General features: G+C 64.3%; 16 protein-coding genes. 10 read left to right on the top strand and 6 right to left on the bottom strand.

Annotation, left to right across the window (positions count from 1 at the left end):
- Positions 1-65 precede the first annotated feature (65 nt).
- Positions 66-1,991 (bottom strand): pectinesterase family protein, encoded by a 1,926-nt coding sequence (locus ABEA23_RS06450; protein WP_345477250.1) that lies wholly within the window; start codon positions 1,989-1,991, stop codon positions 66-68.
- A 233-nt stretch (positions 1,992-2,224) separates the two neighbouring features.
- On the opposite strand from ABEA23_RS06450, the gene aroQ reads away from it, so the two are divergent.
- Entirely contained in the window at positions 2,225-2,677 is a 453-nt protein-coding gene (aroQ, locus tag ABEA23_RS06445) for a type II 3-dehydroquinate dehydratase (RefSeq protein ID WP_345477249.1), read from the top strand.
- 178 nt (positions 2,678-2,855) lie between these two features.
- On the opposite strand, the gene ABEA23_RS06440 is transcribed toward aroQ, so the two are convergent.
- Positions 2,856-4,034 (bottom strand): MarP family serine protease, encoded by a 1,179-nt coding sequence (locus ABEA23_RS06440; protein ID WP_345477248.1) that lies wholly within the window; start codon positions 4,032-4,034, stop codon positions 2,856-2,858.
- A gap of 186 nt (positions 4,035-4,220) precedes the next feature.
- On the opposite strand from ABEA23_RS06440, the gene ABEA23_RS06435 reads away from it, so the two are divergent.
- The 5 genes from ABEA23_RS06435 (at position 4,221) to ABEA23_RS06415 (ending at position 7,314) form a co-directional block, all read left to right on the top strand.
- Positions 4,221-4,898 carry a Crp/Fnr family transcriptional regulator gene (locus tag ABEA23_RS06435; protein WP_345478633.1) on the top strand — a complete coding sequence of 226 codons (678 nt, stop codon included), beginning with the start codon at positions 4,221-4,223 and terminating at the stop codon, positions 4,896-4,898.
- Positions 4,899-4,917: 19 nt separating this feature from the next.
- Positions 4,918-5,085 carry a Sp36 family protein gene (sp36, locus tag ABEA23_RS06430; protein ID WP_187118361.1) on the top strand — a complete coding sequence of 56 codons (168 nt, stop codon included), beginning with the start codon at positions 4,918-4,920 and terminating at the stop codon, positions 5,083-5,085.
- On the top strand, positions 5,045-5,554 hold the full coding sequence (locus tag ABEA23_RS06425) for a RidA family protein (protein ID WP_425577131.1): 510 nt from the start codon (positions 5,045-5,047) through the stop codon (positions 5,552-5,554). Before sp36 ends, ABEA23_RS06425 begins: the two co-directional genes overlap by 41 nt.
- Before the next feature lie 15 nt (positions 5,555-5,569).
- Positions 5,570-6,817 (top strand): carboxylate--amine ligase, encoded by a 1,248-nt coding sequence (locus tag ABEA23_RS06420; RefSeq protein WP_345477246.1) that lies wholly within the window; start codon positions 5,570-5,572, stop codon positions 6,815-6,817.
- A gap of 146 nt (positions 6,818-6,963) precedes the next feature.
- Positions 6,964-7,314, top strand: coding sequence for a hypothetical protein (locus tag ABEA23_RS06415; protein WP_345477245.1), 351 nt, complete (start codon positions 6,964-6,966; stop codon positions 7,312-7,314).
- A 25-nt stretch (positions 7,315-7,339) separates the two neighbouring features.
- Here ABEA23_RS06415 and ABEA23_RS06410 read toward each other — a convergent pair whose 3' ends face one another.
- Together ABEA23_RS06410 and ABEA23_RS06405 are read right to left on the bottom strand one after the other, a co-directional pair.
- Positions 7,340-8,299: a metallophosphoesterase gene (locus ABEA23_RS06410; RefSeq protein WP_345477244.1), complete on the bottom strand. Its 960-nt coding sequence runs from the start codon at positions 8,297-8,299 to the stop codon at positions 7,340-7,342.
- Positions 8,286-10,565 (bottom strand): transglycosylase domain-containing protein, encoded by a 2,280-nt coding sequence (locus ABEA23_RS06405; protein WP_345477243.1) that lies wholly within the window; start codon positions 10,563-10,565, stop codon positions 8,286-8,288. Before ABEA23_RS06405 ends, ABEA23_RS06410 begins: the two co-directional genes overlap by 14 nt.
- Before the next feature lie 195 nt (positions 10,566-10,760).
- Between ABEA23_RS06405 and ABEA23_RS06400 the strand changes: the two genes are divergently transcribed.
- Positions 10,761-12,614, top strand: coding sequence for an ABC transporter ATP-binding protein (locus ABEA23_RS06400; protein ID WP_345477242.1), 1,854 nt, complete (start codon positions 10,761-10,763; stop codon positions 12,612-12,614).
- Entirely contained in the window at positions 12,611-14,512 is a 1,902-nt protein-coding gene (locus ABEA23_RS06395; protein WP_345477241.1) for an ABC transporter ATP-binding protein, read from the top strand. The genes ABEA23_RS06400 and ABEA23_RS06395 overlap by 4 nt, the downstream gene beginning before the upstream one ends.
- A 5-nt stretch (positions 14,513-14,517) precedes the next feature.
- Here the strand turns inward: ABEA23_RS06395 and ABEA23_RS06390 are convergent, their stop codons facing one another.
- Together ABEA23_RS06390 and ABEA23_RS06385 are read right to left on the bottom strand one after the other, a co-directional pair.
- On the bottom strand, positions 14,518-14,877 hold the full coding sequence (locus ABEA23_RS06390) for a sterol carrier family protein (RefSeq protein WP_345477240.1): 360 nt from the start codon (positions 14,875-14,877) through the stop codon (positions 14,518-14,520).
- An 8-nt stretch (positions 14,878-14,885) separates the two neighbouring features.
- Positions 14,886-15,914 (bottom strand): asparaginase, encoded by a 1,029-nt coding sequence (locus tag ABEA23_RS06385; protein WP_345477239.1) that lies wholly within the window; start codon positions 15,912-15,914, stop codon positions 14,886-14,888.
- Between the two features lie 302 nt (positions 15,915-16,216).
- Here ABEA23_RS06385 and purD point away from each other — a divergent pair, with 302 nt between their 5' ends.
- Both purD and ABEA23_RS06375 read left to right on the top strand, forming a co-directional pair.
- Entirely contained in the window at positions 16,217-17,542 is a 1,326-nt protein-coding gene (gene purD / locus ABEA23_RS06380; protein WP_345477238.1) for a phosphoribosylamine--glycine ligase, read from the top strand.
- Positions 17,539-18,468 (top strand): phosphoribosylaminoimidazolesuccinocarboxamide synthase, encoded by a 930-nt coding sequence (locus tag ABEA23_RS06375; RefSeq protein ID WP_345477237.1) that lies wholly within the window; start codon positions 17,539-17,541, stop codon positions 18,466-18,468. The genes purD and ABEA23_RS06375 overlap by 4 nt, the downstream gene beginning before the upstream one ends.
- The last annotated feature ends 1 nt before the right edge of the window (position 18,469 follow it).

Genomic DNA, 18,469 nt, shown 5'->3' with positions numbered 1-18,469 from the left:
GCCCACACCACGACGGCGCTCTCCGCACACAGCCGGAGGGCGCCGTCGTCGTCTGCGGTGGTGCGTCAGCCTCCCCGGCCGGCGCGAACACTCGGGCTCAGCAGCGCGGAGGCGTCGGCCTGGCTGCCCGCGAGCTGCGGCGCCCAGCCGTCAGCTCCAGAGAGATACGCTGCCACCGTGTGGGAATCCTCCAGCTCGCGAGGAAGCTGGGGACGCTCACCTGAGCGCTGGGAACCTGGGCCGCGGTTCTTATGCTCGAAGAATCGGGCTTCTCGCCACGAGAATCCGCTCATATCAGTCCATGGGTCGGACTGTATGTGGGCGCCCAGCCACGAACGACGCACCAGCACCTGAGGTCGCGCTGACGGGTCACCGCCAGGATGCCACGGCCGGCCCAGATGGACCGTGCGCCTAGCTGCCTCAGAGACGAACTCGCACTCATCGAAGAGGAACCCGTATGGCAGGGAACCATCGAGGCTGCTGGCGGTGACGTAGCCGTTGTTCGACTCTCCCCTATCCAGAGACTCAATCCGGCAGCGGTCGAAGACGGCGGTGCCGCGCCCAAAGATGAAGTCCACATCGCCCTGGACATGGCTGCCGGTGACGTACTGACGCGCCTGGACACCGGCGCTCGGGGAGTTTGCGTACAACGTGTCCTGCCGCCCCACGCATCGCACGTTCCTCAGCACCGCATAGTCTCCGGCGAGCAGCAGGGCGACCGCCTGAGTGCCTGAGATCTCCGGGTGAGAGGCAGGGTCGAAGTCATTGGCAAAGGTGAGGTTCTCTGCTTCAAAGTAAGGCCCATCCACGCGAACCGACGCGCTCCCGGTGGTGCCGTAGGTTCCTCCCCCGGGGTGCGGCGTCCCATTGGCGTTGTTGAAGACCAGCACGGTTTCTTCCGCGTGGGAGCCCAGTCCGAGGAACGTCACCCTCTGCTTGTCGCGCGGGACATGGATGACCTGCCGGTACTCCCCTGGGGCGATGGCGATGATGCTGCGACGGTCTGAGTTCGAGGCCACGGCGTCCACGGCCTGCTGCACGGTGGCATAGCTCCGGCCCGGGCCCACTGTGAGAATGTTCGCGTCGTCGATGGTGCGTTCGGCAGGCCAGTGCACCGCGTGAAGGGGATCGATCAGGGCGCCGCGCTGGGAGAACCACGCCCCGCGCACTATGCCTTGATCGACGAGCGCGTCTGCAACGAGCCGCGCGACCGCGAGGGCCCCTGCAGCCTGGAAGTGCGTGTTGTCCTCTGCCCCTTGTGGATACTGCGGGTGCTGGCCCGGGGCCAGATGCATGAAGTGCTGTTTGGTGGCCTCCGGACCGAGCTGCTGCCAGAGAGCCCGTGACTTTTCGGTCAGGTCCACCAACGGGACCTGCAGCTGCACTGCGAGCTCCGCCATCGCTCGGGGGTACTCCCCGTGAGTGCTTCCGGCCTGACCCGAGGAGTCGAACCGGCGGCGCTCGACGGGTGTCACAAGCACCGGCGATGCACCCTGGGCACGCGCACCATCGACGTACCGTGTCAGGTACTGCTTAAAAGTGGAGTCAGGAAGAGTGCCTCGCTCCGGGTCGTCAGTCTTGGAGTCATTGTGACCGAATGAGATCAGCAGCACATCGCCCGGCTGCATCAGATCCAGCACCACATCGAGCTTGCCGTTGTCATAGAAGCTCTTGGAGGACGCCCCCGACCAGGCGTAGTCGAACGTGCGGACCCCCTTGCCCATCAGCAGCGGCAGTGCCTGGCCCCAGCCCGTGCGGGGGCGGGCGGCGTGCTCATAGACCGAGGCCGTGGAGTCCCCGACGACGAATACGACAGGTTCCCTGGGGCCGCTGGCAGGGCGCACAGCCGATGTCGCAGCAGCGGGACTCATCGGAAGCATGCTGGCGGCGAACACCCCCGCGGTAAGGCCTGCGGCGGTGCCGAGCATCGTGCGGCGCGAGAGGCGCCATTCGCCGGTGCCGCGCCGGTTGCGCGGATCATTCTCATTCATACGTACGGAGTCCTCCTAGTATCTCGTCCCACCGGACTGCGGCTCGTCTTTGAGTCCGCATATGCGCGGCACCTCGTCAATATGTGATGCCCGTCACACAGCGGATTTCTTCAAACTAGCAGTCGGCGAGTCAGGCAAGGTAGGTGAATGCCGGACCGATAACACGCAAGTCCCTGCGGGACTCGCGCCGATGAGGAGCCCCCACTCGGCATGTGGTTATGTACGCTGTGGAAATGGCTGATAACGGACGTCTGCTCATTGTTCATGGACCGAATCTGAACCTGCTGGGCACCCGCGAACCGGAGATCTACGGTGCCGAGACCCTAGAGGACATCAACGAGCTGTGCCGCAGCACCGCCGCTGAGCGTGGCTTCGCCGTGGACACCGTGCAGTCCAATCACGAAGGCGAACTGGTGGATGCCATTCAGGCTGCGCGCGGAGCGCAGGAGGGCATTGTCATCAACCCCGCCGCCTACACCCACACCTCAGTGGCGATTGCCGATGCGCTCAAGGCAGTGGACCTGCCGGTGATCGAGGTGCATTTGAGCAACGTGCATGCCCGCGAGGCCTTCCGGCAGCACTCCTTTGTCTCCCCGCTGGCCAGCGCCGTCATTGCAGGCGCCGGGTCCAACGGCTACCGATTCGCCGTCGAACATCTGATCTCCCTGCTGGAGCAGCAGGACTAGCCCAACGCTTCAGCGCCACCGGCGCGAGGCCCGAGACCGGGCTGCCGCAGTCGCCCGCCGGCGTTTGGTAGGACTGAAACCTGCGGTATGGGGCGGAAACGGCGCTATTCGGCAGGTTTCAGCCCTGTCAGGCTCACCCATTGCGCAAGATGTGCGACGCCGGGCTCATAAGGCGGCCTCAGCGATCCACGCACTGGCCGGTGGAGACGGTGTCCACGTAGCTCTCGGGACTGCTCAGCACCTCGCCTGCCGCCTCGGCGGTCACGGCGAAACCAACTGCGGTGCCTTCCACGGCGCGGGCGAACACCACCCCGACTGCCTGACCGTCGTAGTTGATCAGCGGTCCGCCCGAGTTGCCCTGCCGGACATCGGCGTTGACCTGGTAGATCTCCAGCTCACTCGGTGAGCTGCCATAGATATTGTTCACGCTGGAGACTTCCCGGGCCTGGACCACTGCGCTGCCCGCCTGGAAGGGCCCACCTGCCGGATAACCCATCACGAAGGCCCGGGCACCGGGATCCAAGGGACCACCGATGGGCACCGGCGCTGCAGTCAGCGGCTCCACCGCCAGCAGCGCCAGGTCTTTACCGGGGTCGAAGTACACCGCACGACCAGTGACCACCTGCCCGTCTGGCATTTCCACTGAGGGTTCGGCCACACCGGCGATCACATGCGCATTGGTCACCACTCGGGTGGGCGACACCGCGAAGCCGCTGCCGGTCTGCGACTGCCCGCACTGTTGGGCCACACCGCTGATCCGCCCCACCGATGCTGCCGCCGTGGTTGCCGCGGCGGTGAGGTCCTCGTTGCTCGGCGGCTCCGGGGACTCCGGAACCAGCAGCTGGGCCAGCTCCGGAATGTCTGAAGCCAGGACCGTGCTGCGGACCTGGGCAAACCAGCCTTCCACCTGTGCCGGTAGAGCACGGTCAATGGTCTGCAGCACCACCGACTGCCTCATATGCTGATTCACCGCGGGGAAGCCCATGGCCTGCACCGAGAAGCTCAGCGCAGCAATCACCACGACGGCGACCACCAGGTTCACCACGCCGCCCACCAATGAGCCCAGGGTGCGCATAGTGGGTGACCGGAACATCCGCTGCACCTCAGCCCCTGCGGTGGTGCCCAGCGCATGACCGGCCACCACCAGTACGATCGCGGCGCCGATGACAGCCACAATCCGCCACAACGGATCAGGGACCCACCCCGCAACCAGCGGGATGGAGAAGAACGCCGCGGTAGCGCCCACTAGGAAACCGGCAGCACCACCAATGGTGGCCCAGACCCCGCGCGCCAGTCCCGCGGCCAAGAAGCCGATCAGCACCAGCACCAGAATTACATCGAGCAGGGTCACGCCCATCCGCCGTTTCCTTCTTTCCTCATGCAAGCCTCACCGCCGCGGCTGGCCAGTCCGTCCCCAAGAATCCCATATTCAGGTCACGCCCAGAGCAGACAACACGGCCAAATCGTTTCCTTAGGAAGTGTCCTACCTGGTAACTTCTTATCAACCGCTATCACGCCTTACCCAAGAAGAATGGACAGGCCCATGGATCTCGATGTGCTGCGCCGCGCACCTCTGTTTGCCACGCTCGACGATGAAGTCTTCACAGCGCTGACCAAGGAGCTCACCGAAGTTGAGCTCTCCCGGGGCTCCTCCATCTTCCATGAGGGTGACCAGGGCGACCAGCTGTACTTCATCATCTCCGGCAAGATTAAGCTGGGGCGCTCCACTCCCGACGGGCGTGAGAACCTGCTGGCCGTGCTCGGCCCCGGTGAGATCTTCGGCGAGATGGCCCTGTTCAACCCGGCACCGCGCACTGCAACTGCCACCGCGGTCTCCGAGACCCGCCTGGCGGGCCTGAAGCACGACAACCTCAAGGACGTCATCACCTCGACTCCTGAGGTCTCTGTGCAGCTGCTGCAGGCGCTGGCTAAGCGCCTGACCCGCACCAACGAGTCCCTGGCGGACCTCGTCTTCTCCGATGTTCCCGGCCGTGTGGCCAAGGCGCTGCTGGACCTGGCCGACCGTTTCGGGCGTCCGGCACCGGATGGCATCCTGGTCGCCCACGAGCTCACCCAGGAAGAACTGGCTCAGCTGGTGGGTGCCTCCCGCGAGACGGTGAACAAGGCCCTGGCGGAGTTCGTTCAGCGCGGCTGGCTGCGCCTGGAAGCACGCGCCGTCGTCATCCTAGACATCCAGCGCATCCGCCAGCGCTCCCGCTGACCTACGTTAGGCTGAAGGCATGGCTGACATGACACAGTGGGAATACGCCACCATTCCGCTCATCATCCACAACACCAAGGGCATCCTCGATCAGTGGGGTGACGACGGCTGGGAGCTTGTCACCGTGCTCCCCGGACCTGACGGCAATGCCCCAGTGGCCTACCTCAAGCGCCCCAAGCAGGTCTGAGTCCCCGATGTCTGCAGTGGAGCAGCGCCTGGCTGATCTGGGCCTTACCGTGCCCGAGGTGGTCCCGCCGGTGGCGGCCTACCAGCCAGCCGTCGTCGTGGACAATGTCATCTATGTCTCCGGCCAGCTTCCGCTGGTCAACGGGGAACTCGCGCTGACCGGCAAAGTCGGAGCCGAGGTCTCTCCAGAGCAGGCATATGACCTGGCGCGGATCTGCGGACTGAACCTCATCGCTGCGCTGAAGCACGCCGTCGGGGATCTGGATCGGATCACCCGCATCGCCAAGGTCGGCGGCTTCGTCGCCTCCACCCCGGACTTCACCGGCCAGCCCAAGGTGATCAACGGTGCCTCCGAACTGCTCGGCGAGGCCTTCGGTGAGGCCGGACAGCACGCCCGCAGTGCTGTGGGCGTACCTGTGCTGCCACTGGACACTCCGGTGGAAGTTGATCTGATCGCCCACTTCAGCTGAGGAACTGGTTCTCTCGTGTCGACCCTGAAGAAGGCGGCTGCTGCTGCCGATTTTGTGCCCGTGATCATCGGCACGGATCTCAACGCCTATCACATGGCGGCCTCCTTCCATGAGGCCTATGGGGTGAAGCCGCACCTGCTGGGCAAGATCCGCATGGGCTTCACCCATTACAGCTCCATCATCGCCTCCACCACCCTGGTGGAGAACCTCGACGACGCCGAGGTCTTCGTCCGTGCGCTGCAGCTGTTCGCAGAGAAACACGACGACGGCCGTCCGCTGCTGCTGGTGGGCACCAATGATCACTATGTCCGGCTGATCATTGAGAACGCCTCCACCTTGGAGACCCGCTACCGCTTCAACTACCCCAGCCTGCAGCTGCTGAATCAGCTGCAGGTCAAGGACGCGTTCTACCCGCTGGCTCAGGAGCACGGCCTGGCCATCCCGGAGACTCATATCCACCATGTGGGGCAGCCGGTGGACTTAGACATTTCGCGCTACCCGGTGATTCTGAAGCCCGGCAACGGTGTGCAGTACTACCGCAATAAGTTCGATGGCCAGGAGAAGGTCTACCGCCTCTACTCACTGGAGGAAGTGGTGGCCGTCATTGAGAAGATCGAGGCCAGCGGGTACCGAGATACCCTGATCATCCAGGACTTCATCCCCGGTGATGACACCTACATCTGGGATTCAGTGCTGTACCTGAACTCCGAAGGCCAGGCGGAGTTCGTGAACTTCGGGCAGGTCATGCTGCAGGAGCATGAAGCCAGCGCCATCGGTAACTACACAGCCATCCTCTCGCGCTTCAACGAAGAGGTCATGCAGCAGTTGAAGGGCTTCCTCGAAGCCATCGGGTATACCGGCCTGGCGAACTTCGATCTGAAGTACGACGCCCGCGATGACGAATTCAAGGTGTTGGAGGTCAACGTTCGGCAGGGCCGCTCCAGCTGGTACGCCACCGCCCAGGGACATAACCTGGCCGGCTATCTGGTGGAAGATCTGATCCGGAACAATCGCAGCAGCCAGTGCACTTTTGTAGAGAAGGAAGTTCTCTTCAGCGTGGTGCCTAAGTACATCCTGCGTGAGTACGTCACCGAGCCGACTGTGCGCGACGACGTCGCCCGGCTCATCCGCGAGAAGAAAGTCCGCAACCCGCTCTACTACCGCGGGGACAAACATCTGCTGCGTCGTGCCTGGCTGGCTGTGCGTGCAGCGCGGTATCGCAGGAAGTACGCCACCGCCACCTGGCGTGAGCAGCTCAGTTAGAGGCTGCAGTGCGCAATCTCCTGACTGGAGCCCCACCGGCCGGGGCGACGTTGTGCCTCTGCGCGCTTCTGGTGACCGCGTGCAGCCCGGCGGAGTCTGATACCGCAGCTGTTGCGGGAGCCGCCGATGTGCCCAGTCTCGAATCATTGACGCATACACAGAAGCAGGATCTTGAGGGCGCCGGATACTCGGTACCCTTCTCCGGCAGCGGACAAGGTGATTACGGGGCCTTCTCGTTCGAGTTTCCAGCCGATTATCAGCGGGAATGGCTCACACTCTACTTCTCCTGTGCCGGTGCCGAGGGCGAAGGGCAGGTAACTGTCAGCACCGCGCAGAGCACCTCGCACCAATCAGCACCGTGCCCGGCGGATGAGGCACCGCTGCCGCTGACCGGAGAGCTGTGGCCCTACGGGGACGGGCTGGAGGTCACAGTGGAGGACATGCCCGACGGCGCGGCCTGGAGCTTCTCTTTCGCCGCTGCCGCAGAATCCCGTTGACCCGCAGCAGGGACCCGGTGCAACCTTAGGCCGGGGTGATCTCCAGCAGCGTGGCCTCCGGCGGGCAGTTCAACCGGATCGGGGCCTTCGCAGAGGTTCCGATCCCCGCAGAGACATGCACGGCGACATCCCCGCCATGGGATCCCCGACGGTAATGCAGTCCTTTGGCGTAGCGCCTCGGCAGATCGCAGTTGGTCACGATCGCTTGCTCTCCTGGCAGGCATACCTGTCCACCGTGGGTGTGACCGGCCAGTACCAGATCCGCCCGGGCATCGGCGAAGGTCTCCAGCACACGCAGCACTGGCGCGTGGGCCACTGCGATTCGTAGATCTGGCGTCTGGGATCCGTAGGCGGTCTCGGGCCAGCCGGTGAATTCGTCCCGGCCAATATGCGGGTCATCAACGCCGCTCAAGTGCAGGCTCAGACCGTTGATTCGTACCGCAGCGTGCGCATTGCTCAAGTTGGCCCAACCCGAGGACTCAAAACCTCCAAAGAGCGCGTCGGTGGGAAGCACCTGCGCCTCAGGATCCAACGTGGAAGGTCCCAGCAGATAGCGCAGTGGGTTCTTCAGCTTCGGTGCGTAGTAATCATTGGAACCAGGTACAAATGCCCCTGGGAATTCACGCAGCGGAGCCAGTGCTTCGAGGACTTCAGGTACAGCCTGGTGGTGCGAGAGGTTGTCACCGGTATTGATCACCAGGTCCGGCTGAAGTTCAGCCAGTTCCTGAAGCCAGCGGAACTTCTGCTGCTGCCCCGGGACGTAGTGAATATCCGAGATATGCAGAATCCGCAGGGAGGTGGGCACCCCAGCCACTGGCACACTGACCCTGCGCAGGGTGAACTTTTTCAGCCCCACTTGGTTGGCGTAGGTCAGAGCACCAAGGCCAGTGACTGCAGTGATTGCCGCAGCCGCGGCGGCAGCCCGCAATCCGGTAACCCCTCTCGAAGACCAGCGACCGTCACGACGACGATCAGTCGTCGTCATCGTTGTTGTCGTCCTCGTCCGAGCTGTCGTTGTTACCGGAGTTGTTGCTGTTATTCGAGCTGCCACCATTACGACCGCCGGGCAGAGCGCCGGAGCGCGGGTAGCTCTCTCGCCGATTGTCGAACTCGGAGTTGGGAGACTCCCGGAAGTCTCCGGTGTCGTAGTTCCGTCCGACTTTTTCGATGTACTCGTACCACATGGGCTGCGCCATCGAAGAGCCGTAGAACCATTCGAACGGGCCCTGATTGCCGATTCTTCTTTCGTTCAGCGACTGGATGTCCTCCAGACGGCCGATCTGGGCCACGGAGGTCAAACCCTTAGTGCTTCCGGCGAACCAGGTGTGCGAGTTCTCACCGCTGGTGCCGGTCTTGCCCAGCATGGGGAAAGGCGGGTTGCCCGCAGGGAAGGGGCTGTTGTTGGTCGGGGAACGCTCGGCAATATTAACCAGGGTGTCATTGACCTGAGCCACTACGTCCGCATCGAGCTTTTCGCTGCAGTCCTCTTCCGGGACGGGGTAGGAGTTCCCCTGCCAGTCAGTGATTTCCAGGAAGACGCGCTCCTCGCACTGAACTCCATCATTGGCGAAGACGGTGTAGGCCGAGGCCAGGGTCAGTGGCGCGAGTTCGGTACCGCCCACGGTAAAGGAGGGCTGAGAAGGGTTCATGCCCTCACCGTCACTGGCGCGCACAATATCCAGGCGGTCAGTCAGATCGGTGATATCGCACATGTCCATATCGAAGGCCGTGGCAAGAGTCGCAGTGTTCACGGAGTTGTACAGGCCGTAGTCAATGGACATACGGCGATTCATATTCTCGCCGACGTTCTCCACGCTCCACATGTCGCCTTCTTCGCTGTCGGCTTCAACGCCGAGGCGGAAGCCACCGCCAGGTAGACAGGAGGCATCCACCCAGTCGCCCTGTTCGAATTCAGAACCGGTGGCATCAACAATGTCATTCATAGAACCGCCCTGCTCCACCCAGGCAGCTGCCACGAAGGGCTTCAGCGTAGAGCCCACCGGAAGGGCGTTGGGTCCACCGCCGAATTCAGGTCCGACATTCATATTCAGCGTGGTGGCCCCGTCCGCAAAACTCCGATCTGGATCGTATTCAGTGGACTGGGCCATGGCGACGATATTGCCGGTATTGGGCTCGACAGAGATGATGGAGGCCACAGCACCGGAGTCGTCCCCGGGGGGCACCGTTGCCATGACTTCGTCTTCGGCGGCCCGCTGGGTGTCAGCGTCCAAGGTGGTGACAATGTCCAGACCGCCGCGGTAGAGCATCGTCTTGCGTGCTTCCTCATCCTCACCGAATGCTTCGTTCGACAGAACCTGGCGCTGAACGAAGTCGCAGAAGTAGTTGGCGAAGGACGCCTGCGCACAACCGTGCGGCTGCGGATGCGGATCCACACCCAGCTCAGCTTCGCGTGCTTCCCGGTGCTCCTCTTCGGTGATGTATCCCAGGGAGAGCATGTTGTCCAGCACCACATTGCGGCGCCATGTGGAGTTCTCCGGGTTGTATTCCGGATTGAAGTAGTTCGGCGACTGCACCATGCCGGCCAGGGTCGCGGCCTGCTGCAAGTTCAACTCACTGGCTGGAATGCCCCAGTAGTACTGCGCTGCGGCTTCCACACCGTAGGTCTGTCCACCGAGCAGGACGATGTTGAGGTAGCCCTCAAGAATCTCGTCCTTCGTCATTTCCTGCTCTACAGCAACGGCCAGCTTCATCTCACGGAGCTTGTCCGCATAAGTCTTGTCGTTGATGCCGGAGAAGAGCACCCGGCCTTCCCCGCGCACGATCGCGGCATTGTTCAGCACGTTGTTCACGTACTGCATGGTGAGGGTCGAAGCACCCTGCTGGGTGGAGCGGGTGAGGTTATGCACCAGAGCGCGGGCTGTGCCGCGGGCGTCCACTCCGCCATGTTCGTAGAAGCGCTCGTCCTCGATCGCCACAATGGCGTCCTTCATGTACTGGGAGATCTCGTCATAGTCGACGGGCTGACGGTTCTCCTCATAGAAGGTCGCGATGAGCGTCTCGCCGTCGCTGGCGAACACCCGGGTAGGGGTGGACAGCGGCTCCTCACTGAGTTCAGCCGGAATTTCTTCCAACAGGTCGCTGCCAGCGGTGGCCGCAGCACCTCCGGTCGCAGCCAGGGGGAAGACAAGCCCTGCGGCGAGCAGGCCGCACAGGGCGCTCACACCCAGGAAGGACATGATTTTGCCCACGGTGGTAGCCGTGTCAAAAAGGGGAGACTTGCGAGACGCCATGAGATCTATGGTAACGAGGCCGTCAACTTATTCTTCCCAGGAAACCCCGTGCGGCCCACCAGGAACTCTTCCGAGATTCTCTTGGGACCCTTCCCCTAGCCGAAGCGCAGCATGTAAAGTTGTTGCAGTATGCAACGATCGGATGGGACACAGGAACGGTACGAAAGCGGGCGTCGTCGTACCCTTTGGCAGTCCATGAAGCGCCTGGGTCCCTATCTCGAAGGCCTGAAGCTGCGGTGGATCTTAGGCGTGTTCGCTGCCATCGGCGCCGGAGTCGTGGCGCTGACTATCCCCCAGGTGCTCGGCTCCCTCGTTGACCATCTCGGGGACCCCACTGCTACTACCGCCGTAGTCTGGACCGCGGTGGCAATCACCCTGGGGCTGGGGATCCTCGAAGCGGTGCTGGTGTACCTGCGGCGGCTGTTCGTCATCCCGCCGGCCTCAGACGCTGAGACCTCCATGCGCACCACGCTCTTCGGCAAACTGATCCACCAGTCGGCGGCTTTTCACTCCGCCTGGGACGCCGGTCAGCTGCAATCACGTGCCATTGCCGACCTGAATCTGCTGCGTCGGTTCTTCGCCTTCGGCTCACTGATGCTGGTGACCTCAACTGTCATCATCATCTTCGGCTTCAGCCTGATGTTCCGTGAGTCCGCGCTGCTGGGCTTCCTTTTCCTCTGTGCCGCGATCCCGATCATCCTCATCGGCCCGCGCTTCCGCCAGAAGTTTGTGCACTTCTCCCGCGCCTCACAGGACAAAGCCGGGGACGTCGCCACTCGGGTTGAGGAGTCCGTGCACGGAATCCGCGTACTGAAGGCCTTCGGCCGCGGTGACTACGCCCGGCAGGGTTTCGTGGACGAGGCAGATGAGCTGCGCGGCCTGGAGGTATCGAAGGCCTACACCCTGGCGCGGTTCCAGATGCTGATGATTCTGCTGCCCGAGGGCGTACTGGGGGCGTGCCTGATCGCCGGGCTCTACCTGACCGCGCAGGGTGACATGAGCGTGGGCGCGCTCGGCGCCTTCTTCACCACCGCGGTGATCCTGAAGAACCCCATTGAAGGTGTGGGCATGCTGCTGGGCATGGTCTTTATGGCCAAGACCGCCATTGACCGTCACGTTGATGTGATCGACGTGGAACCTGAGATCACCGAACCGGCAGAACCCGTCACTGCCGCCGAGCAGGGGCTGGTGGAGCTCGACGACGTGCACTTCCGCTACCCCGATCAGAAGCCTGAAGAGCGCGATCTGCTCAATGGTGTGAGCCTGCGCATCGAACCCGGTGAGACCATGGCGCTGGTCTCCGGCACCGGCGGTGGCACCTCAACGCTGCTGAATCTGATCCCTCGGCTCTATGACGTCACCGGCGGCACCATCCGCATTGACGGAACTGATGTGCGCCAGCTGAGCCTGGCAGATCTTCGCTCCCGGGTGGCCGTGGCCTTTGAGGAGCCCACCCTCTTCTCGGCCTCAGTACGCGCCAACGTCCTTCTGGGCACCGGACACCAGCGTGATGACGACGACGCCCAGCACCCGCAGCGACCCGGCGCACCAGCAGATGAGCAGCTGGAGGATGTACTGACCGAGGCGCTCCACACCGCCGACGCCGAATTCGTGGAGAACCTTCCGGAGGGCGTGGACACCCGCATCGGCGAAGAAGGTCTGAGCCTTTCGGGCGGTCAACGCCAGCGCCTGGCCCTGGCCCGCGCGATCGCCGCCAAGCCCTCAGTACTGCTGTTGGATGATCCACTGTCGGCATTGGATGTCCGCACCGAGGAGCGCGTCACCGCCCGGCTGCGCGAGGTGCTCACTGGTACCACCACGCTCATTGTGGCCCACCGCCCTTCCACCGTGGCGCTGGCAGACCGAGTGGCACTGCTGCATGAAGGCCAGATCATCGATGTGGGCACCCATCACGAGCTGCTGCAGCGCAGCGAACTCTACCGCCGGGTGATGAGGCCCCCGGCCCCTAGTGGTCAGGACCTGATGGACGCCCTGGACCCCGCCGAGGCGAACCCCACCAGCGAGAGCTACCAGGAGGTGCGGCCATGAGCCAGCAGCAGAGCCCCGAGCCCACCCGCCTGGTCAGCCCCACCAAAACCACCGACCACTCCACCGCCGGTGAGCCCGACCCGTTCGAACATCTGCGCGGTACTGCCGGAGAAGAACAGGTCAGCCTCAATAAGGCCGAGCGGAAGTTCATTCGCCGTCGTTCCTGGAAGCTGCTGGTACGCACCTCCGAGGGCGTGCGCCTGAAGCTGCTGCTGACCGCCCTTGCGGTGATCCTGGCCCAGGCCTGTCAGGCCGCCACTCCGCTGATTGTCAGTCTGGCGATTGACTGGGGGCTGCCGCGGGTCATCGATGGGGAAACCCAGGGACTGTGGATCCCCGGCGGCCTCTACGTCACCTGCGCGGTGACCGCCGGCATCATGCTGTTCCTCTATACCCGCATGACAGCGGAGGCCTCCCAGCAGATGCTGTTCACCCTCCGCGACGAGGTCTTCCGCAAGACCCAGGAGCTGAGCCTGGATTTCCACGAGGACTACACCTCCGGGAAGGTCATCTCCCGGCAGACCTCGGATCTGGAATCGCTTCGCGAACTTCTCGACGGCGGGGTCAACTCCCTGGTCCAGGGCCTGATGTTCATGTTCTTCACCACTGTGACCATCTGGATCATGGACTGGCGCTCCGGGCTGGTGCTGTTGGCGGCTGCGGTGCCGATCGCGTTCCTGGGCCGCTGGTACCAGAAGAACTCAGAGGTGGCCTACCGGCGCACCCGCATCTCCTCCGCGCGGATGATCGTGCACTTCGTGGAGAGCATGACTGGCATCCGAGCGGTGCAGGCCTTCCGCCGGGAAAGCGCCCGCACCCGGCAGTACAAGAAGCTCGCCAAGGTCTACCGCGATGACATGGTCCGCTCCATCGGACTCTTCGGTGTGCTGCAGCCGGGGCTGATGCTGGTGGGCAACCTCAGTGTGACCGCAGTGCTGCTCTGGGGCGGCTTCCGGGTGCTCGACGGCGACCTGGGCGTTGGTGCGCTGGTCGGCGTGGTGCTGGCCACCAAGCGTGTCTTCCAGCCCCTGGACATGATCGCGATGTTCTACAACTCCCTGCAGTCAGCCACTGCTGCCCTTGAGAAGGTCTCGGGCCTGTTGGAGGAACGGCCCAAGGTGCGCGAGGCCAAGCACCCGGCACACCTGGCTGAAGCACGCGGTGAGCTGGAGTTCCGTGACGCTGAATTCCGGTACAACCAGGATGGCCCGTTGGTGCTGAAGAAACTGGACCTGCATATCCCCGCCGGACAGACGGTGGCAGTGGTGGGCCGCACCGGAGCCGGCAAGACCACATTGGCCAAGCTGTTGGCGCGCTTTTATGACGTCAGCTCCGGGACCGTGACCCTGGACGGTGTGGACCTGCGCCAGCTGGCCACAGCCGATCACCACCGGCATGTGGCGATGGTAACCCAGGAGGCTTTCCTGTTCTCCGGCACCATTCGGGACAACATCGCCCTGGGTCGCCCCACAGCCACAGATGAGGAGATCGTCGCCGCGGCCAAGGCCGTAGGCGTCCACGAGTTCATCACCGCCCTGCCGGAGGGCTATGACACCGACGTGAATAAGCGCGGTGGCAGGCTGTCTGCAGGACAGCGGCAGCTGGTCAGCTTCGCCCGTGCCTTCCTGGCCGATCCGGCAGTGCTGATCCTGGATGAGGCCACCTCATCCCTGGATCTGCCCTCTGAGGCGCTGGTCCAGGAGGGTCTGGAACGCCTGTTGGGCAACAGGACCGCGCTGATCATCGCCCACCGGCTTTCCACAGTGGCGATTGCTGACCGGGTCCTGGTGGTTGATGCCAGACACATCGTGGAGGACGGTTCACCGGAGGAGCTCATCGCCGCTGGCGGATACTTCTCCAAGCTGCACTCGGCGTGGTCCGCCACGATGGGCAACTGAAGCGCCTACACCTTGACCAGCGGAATCACGGCCGAGAGATCCGCACGAATCCCGGAGGCCGAGATTCGCCCCTGCCCCGATGCGTCCGCCCAGGACAGCTGACCGGTAGCAAGCTGAAGCCAGGTCTCGGCGTCGAACTCCACCACATTCGGCGGGGTGCCGCGGGTATGGGTGGGCCCTTCGATGCACTGGGTCACCCCTAGCGGGGGCACCCGGACTTCCACGGAATTCCCTGGTGCCCGTTCGGCCAGCTCTTCCAGCAGGAACCGCACAGCAGTGGCCAGGGTGCGCCGGTCAGCGGCTCCCCCGTTCCAGGAGTGAACGGCAGCCATGCCTGCCTCGGCGGTAATGCGGCGTCGTGCCATGGGGTGTCCTACAGGACTGCCGTGACGGAGTCCGACAGCCGCAGGCTACCCACCACAGCATCTGTGACACCGCCGGTGATAGCCGGAGTGATCTTCTTCAGCACCGGCCCCAGGGCCTCGACGTCGATGGTCCCGTGGGCTGCCAGCAGGCTCAAGCCCACCAGTGAGTTTGCGCGGTGGCTTCCGTCCAGGGTTTTCACTGCCACCGCGGTGCCATCAGGTGCAGCTACCACCAGGACGCCTTCGGCCCCGTATTTGGCCAGCACGCCGAGTTCTTCCATCACCACGGTGTTGGCCTCGCCGCGGCCTTGGACGGCCCAGGGGTAGTCCAGCATGGCCTGCGCCACGGTGAAGGCGTGAACCTCCGCCTCTCGGCCCCGCGGGTTGCGGTAGTCCAGCGCAGCCGCGACTTTGCCGATGCCGCGGGCCAGTCCCGTCAGTGAGATGGCAGGGGCGGGGGCGCCGCACCCATCAACACCTACTGCTGCCGGTTTCTCCCCGCAGTATTCCTCCAGGACCTCCATCACAGTCTTCTGCAGTGGATGCTCGACCTCGGCATATGTGGCCAGCCGCCAACCGCTGGTGCGGCAGGCAGCCAGGAATGCGGCGTGTTTGCCTGAACAGTTGAAGGCCAGGGCCGTTTTGTCCTTGCCGGCCTCAAAGTGGACCTTTAAGTCCTGGGGGCGTGCCGGCAGCGCGGTGGGGCATTTCAGGTAGGACTCGTCCAGGCCTTCCTTGGCCAGCACCTGCGCGGCCAGCTCTTGGTGCTGGCGGGAGCCCACGTGGGATCCGCAGGCCAGGGCTACGGCCTCGGGGCTGATGAGCGCGCCGGCACGCAGCGCTGCCACCGCCTGCAGGGGCTTCAGCGTGGACCGCGGAAACACCGGCTTCTGCGGAGCCCCCAGTGAGGTGATGACTTCACCCTCGGGGCTGACCAACACAGCCGAGCCGATATGGCGGGATTCAACGACGTCGGCGCGGGTCACCACGGCCAGTTCAGCGGACTCAGCGGCGGAGGCGGTATGCACGGAGCTCATGCGCTCCAGCTTATCCACGCCCGCTACCGGTGCTAGTCGACGTCGGCTCCCGTCGCCGAGCCCCCCCCAGCCGACCAGCCGCCGCCCTAGCCGGTCCGCCTACCCCTGCCACCCGAGCCGCGCCGTCAGCCCCGCCGCCGGCCCAGCCACCTCAGCCCCCTAAGGCACCCCCGCCCCGCCGCCCGCGTCATCGCACCATAGTTCCGCAAATCCAGGCTTGCGCAGCTGGGGGGTGTTTGCGCGAAGCGGGGTGCGATGACGCGTCCCCACAGACCAGCCGCCGCCCGATAGGCTTAAGCCTTGTGAAGGTACTTGTGGTCGGCCCAGGCGGCCGAGAGCACGCAATTGTCCGGGCGCTTCTGCGCGATTCCTCCGTGACCCAGGTGCATGCCGCACCCGGTAACGCCGGCATCGCCCGGGACGTCACCTGTCACGCGGTGGATGCCTCCGACGGTGCCGCAGTCACCGAGCTGGCCCAACGCGAGTCCTATGACCTGGTGGTGGTGGGCCCGGAGGCTCCGCTGGCAGCAGGGGTCTCAGATGCTCTGCGTGCCGCCGGTATCCCGGTGTTCGGCCCGTCCAAGGACGCCGCACAGCTGGAGGCCTCCAAGGCGTTCGCCAAAGACGTGATGGCCGCCGCAGGTGTGCCTACCGCTCAGGCCGTCCACGCTGCTGATGCCGAGACCGCCGCCGCGGCGCTGGACCGCTTCGGCGCCCCCTATGTGGTGAAGGACGACGGCTTAGCCGCCGGCAAGGGAGTGGTGGTCACCTCAGACCGTGACGCCGCTCTGGCTCATGCCCAGGCCTGCTTCTCCGCCGGCGGCACAGTGGTGATCGAGGAGTTCCTCGACGGCCCCGAAGTTTCTCTGTTCGTGCTCAGCGATGGCCAGAATCTTGTGCCGCTGAGCCCGGCTCAGGACTTCAAGCGCATCTTCGACAATGATGAGGGCCCCAATACCGGCGGCATGGGTGCCTACACCCCGCTGGATTGGCTGCAGGGCTACACCGAGACCGGCGACGACGGGGTGACCCGTGATTTCACCGGCATTGTGATGGACCAGGTGGCCCGGCCGACTGTGGAGGAGATGGCTCGCCGCGGCACACCGTTTATTGGGGTGCTCTACTGCGGGCTGGCCGTCACCTCCCGCGGAGTCCGCGTGGTGGAGTTCAATGTCCGCTTCGGCGACCCCGAAACCCAGGCGGTGTTGGAGCGCCTGGAGACCCCCCTGGGACAGCTGCTGCTAGATGCAGCCACCGGGGAGCTCGGCGCCAGCCGGCAGTTGGCATGGCGCGATGGCTACGCCGTCGACGTCGTCCTTGCCACCCAGAACTACCCGGACTCTCCGCGCAAGGGTGATGTAGTCACCGGGGTGGAAGAAGCCGAGGCACTCGAAGGCGTAGCCGTGCTGCACGCCGGGACTTCCACTAACGACGACGGCGCCCTGGTCACCGCGGGTGGCCGCGTGCTGGCCGTGGTGGGAACCGGTGGCACTCTTGCTGAGGCGGTGGAGCGCGCCTATGCCGGTGTGGAGAAGATCAGCTGGGACGGTGCCCAGCACCGCAGCGATATTGCCGCCAAGGCACTTGCCGGACACATCCGTGTCAGCTCACCGGAAAGGCAGGCATGAGCGTGGAGACCGCATCCCTTGAGGGCTGGCAGCATCTGGCCTCCGGCAAAGTCCGCGAGATCTACACACCCGCGCCCGGCTCCAGCTGGGAGGGCCAGGACGTTCTGCTCATGGTGGCCACCGACCGGATCAGCGCCTATGACCACGTGCTCTCCCCCGGCATCCCGGATAAGGGCAAGATCCTCACCCAGATGAGTCTGTGGTGGTTTGAGCAGTTGGCCGCCGCTGGGATCAATAATCATGTGGTCTCCACTGAGGTTGGCCCAGGGGCGATTCCGGAAGCGGTGGCTGGCCGGTCCATGATCGTGCGCAAGCTGAAGATGGTAGAGGCCGAAGCGATTGTGCGCGGCTATCTCACCGGCTCCGGACTGTCAGAGTATCGGGCCAGCGGAACCGTCACCGGCATTGCGCTGCCCGAGGGCCTAAGCGATGGTTCCCGGCTGCCCGAACCGCTGTTCACCCCCTCCACCAAGGCGGAGCAGGGCGATCATGATGAGAACATCAGCTTTTCCCGGCTGGAAGAGGTCATCGGCGGCGAACTGGCGCAGCGGCTGCGCGATGCCGCACTGAAGGTCTATGCGCTGGCGGAGGAGACCGCTCGGGCGGCAGGCATCATTCTGGCTGACACTAAGTTTGAGTTCGGGCTGGATGAGCACGGTGCGCTGATCCTGGCTGATGAGGTCCTGACTCCGGACTCCTCCCGGTTCTGGCCGGCAGCGGGCTGGGAGCAGCACGTTCAGGCGGGCACCGCCCAGCCAAGCTTTGATAAGCAGTTCGTGCGCAACTGGCTGACCAGCTCGGAGTCCGGCTGGGAGCGCGACGGCGACCTCGCCCCTCCAGCTCTGCCCGCCGATATTGTGCAGGCCACCCGGGAGCGCTACCTGGATGCTTTCCGCCGCCTCACCGGCACCGAACCTGTGCTCTGAG

The sequence above is a fragment of the Nesterenkonia rhizosphaerae genome (assembly GCF_039544555.1).
Classification (GTDB): domain Bacteria; phylum Actinomycetota; class Actinomycetes; order Actinomycetales; family Micrococcaceae; genus Nesterenkonia; species Nesterenkonia rhizosphaerae.
This window is presented reverse-complemented; position numbering and strand designations above follow the sequence as displayed.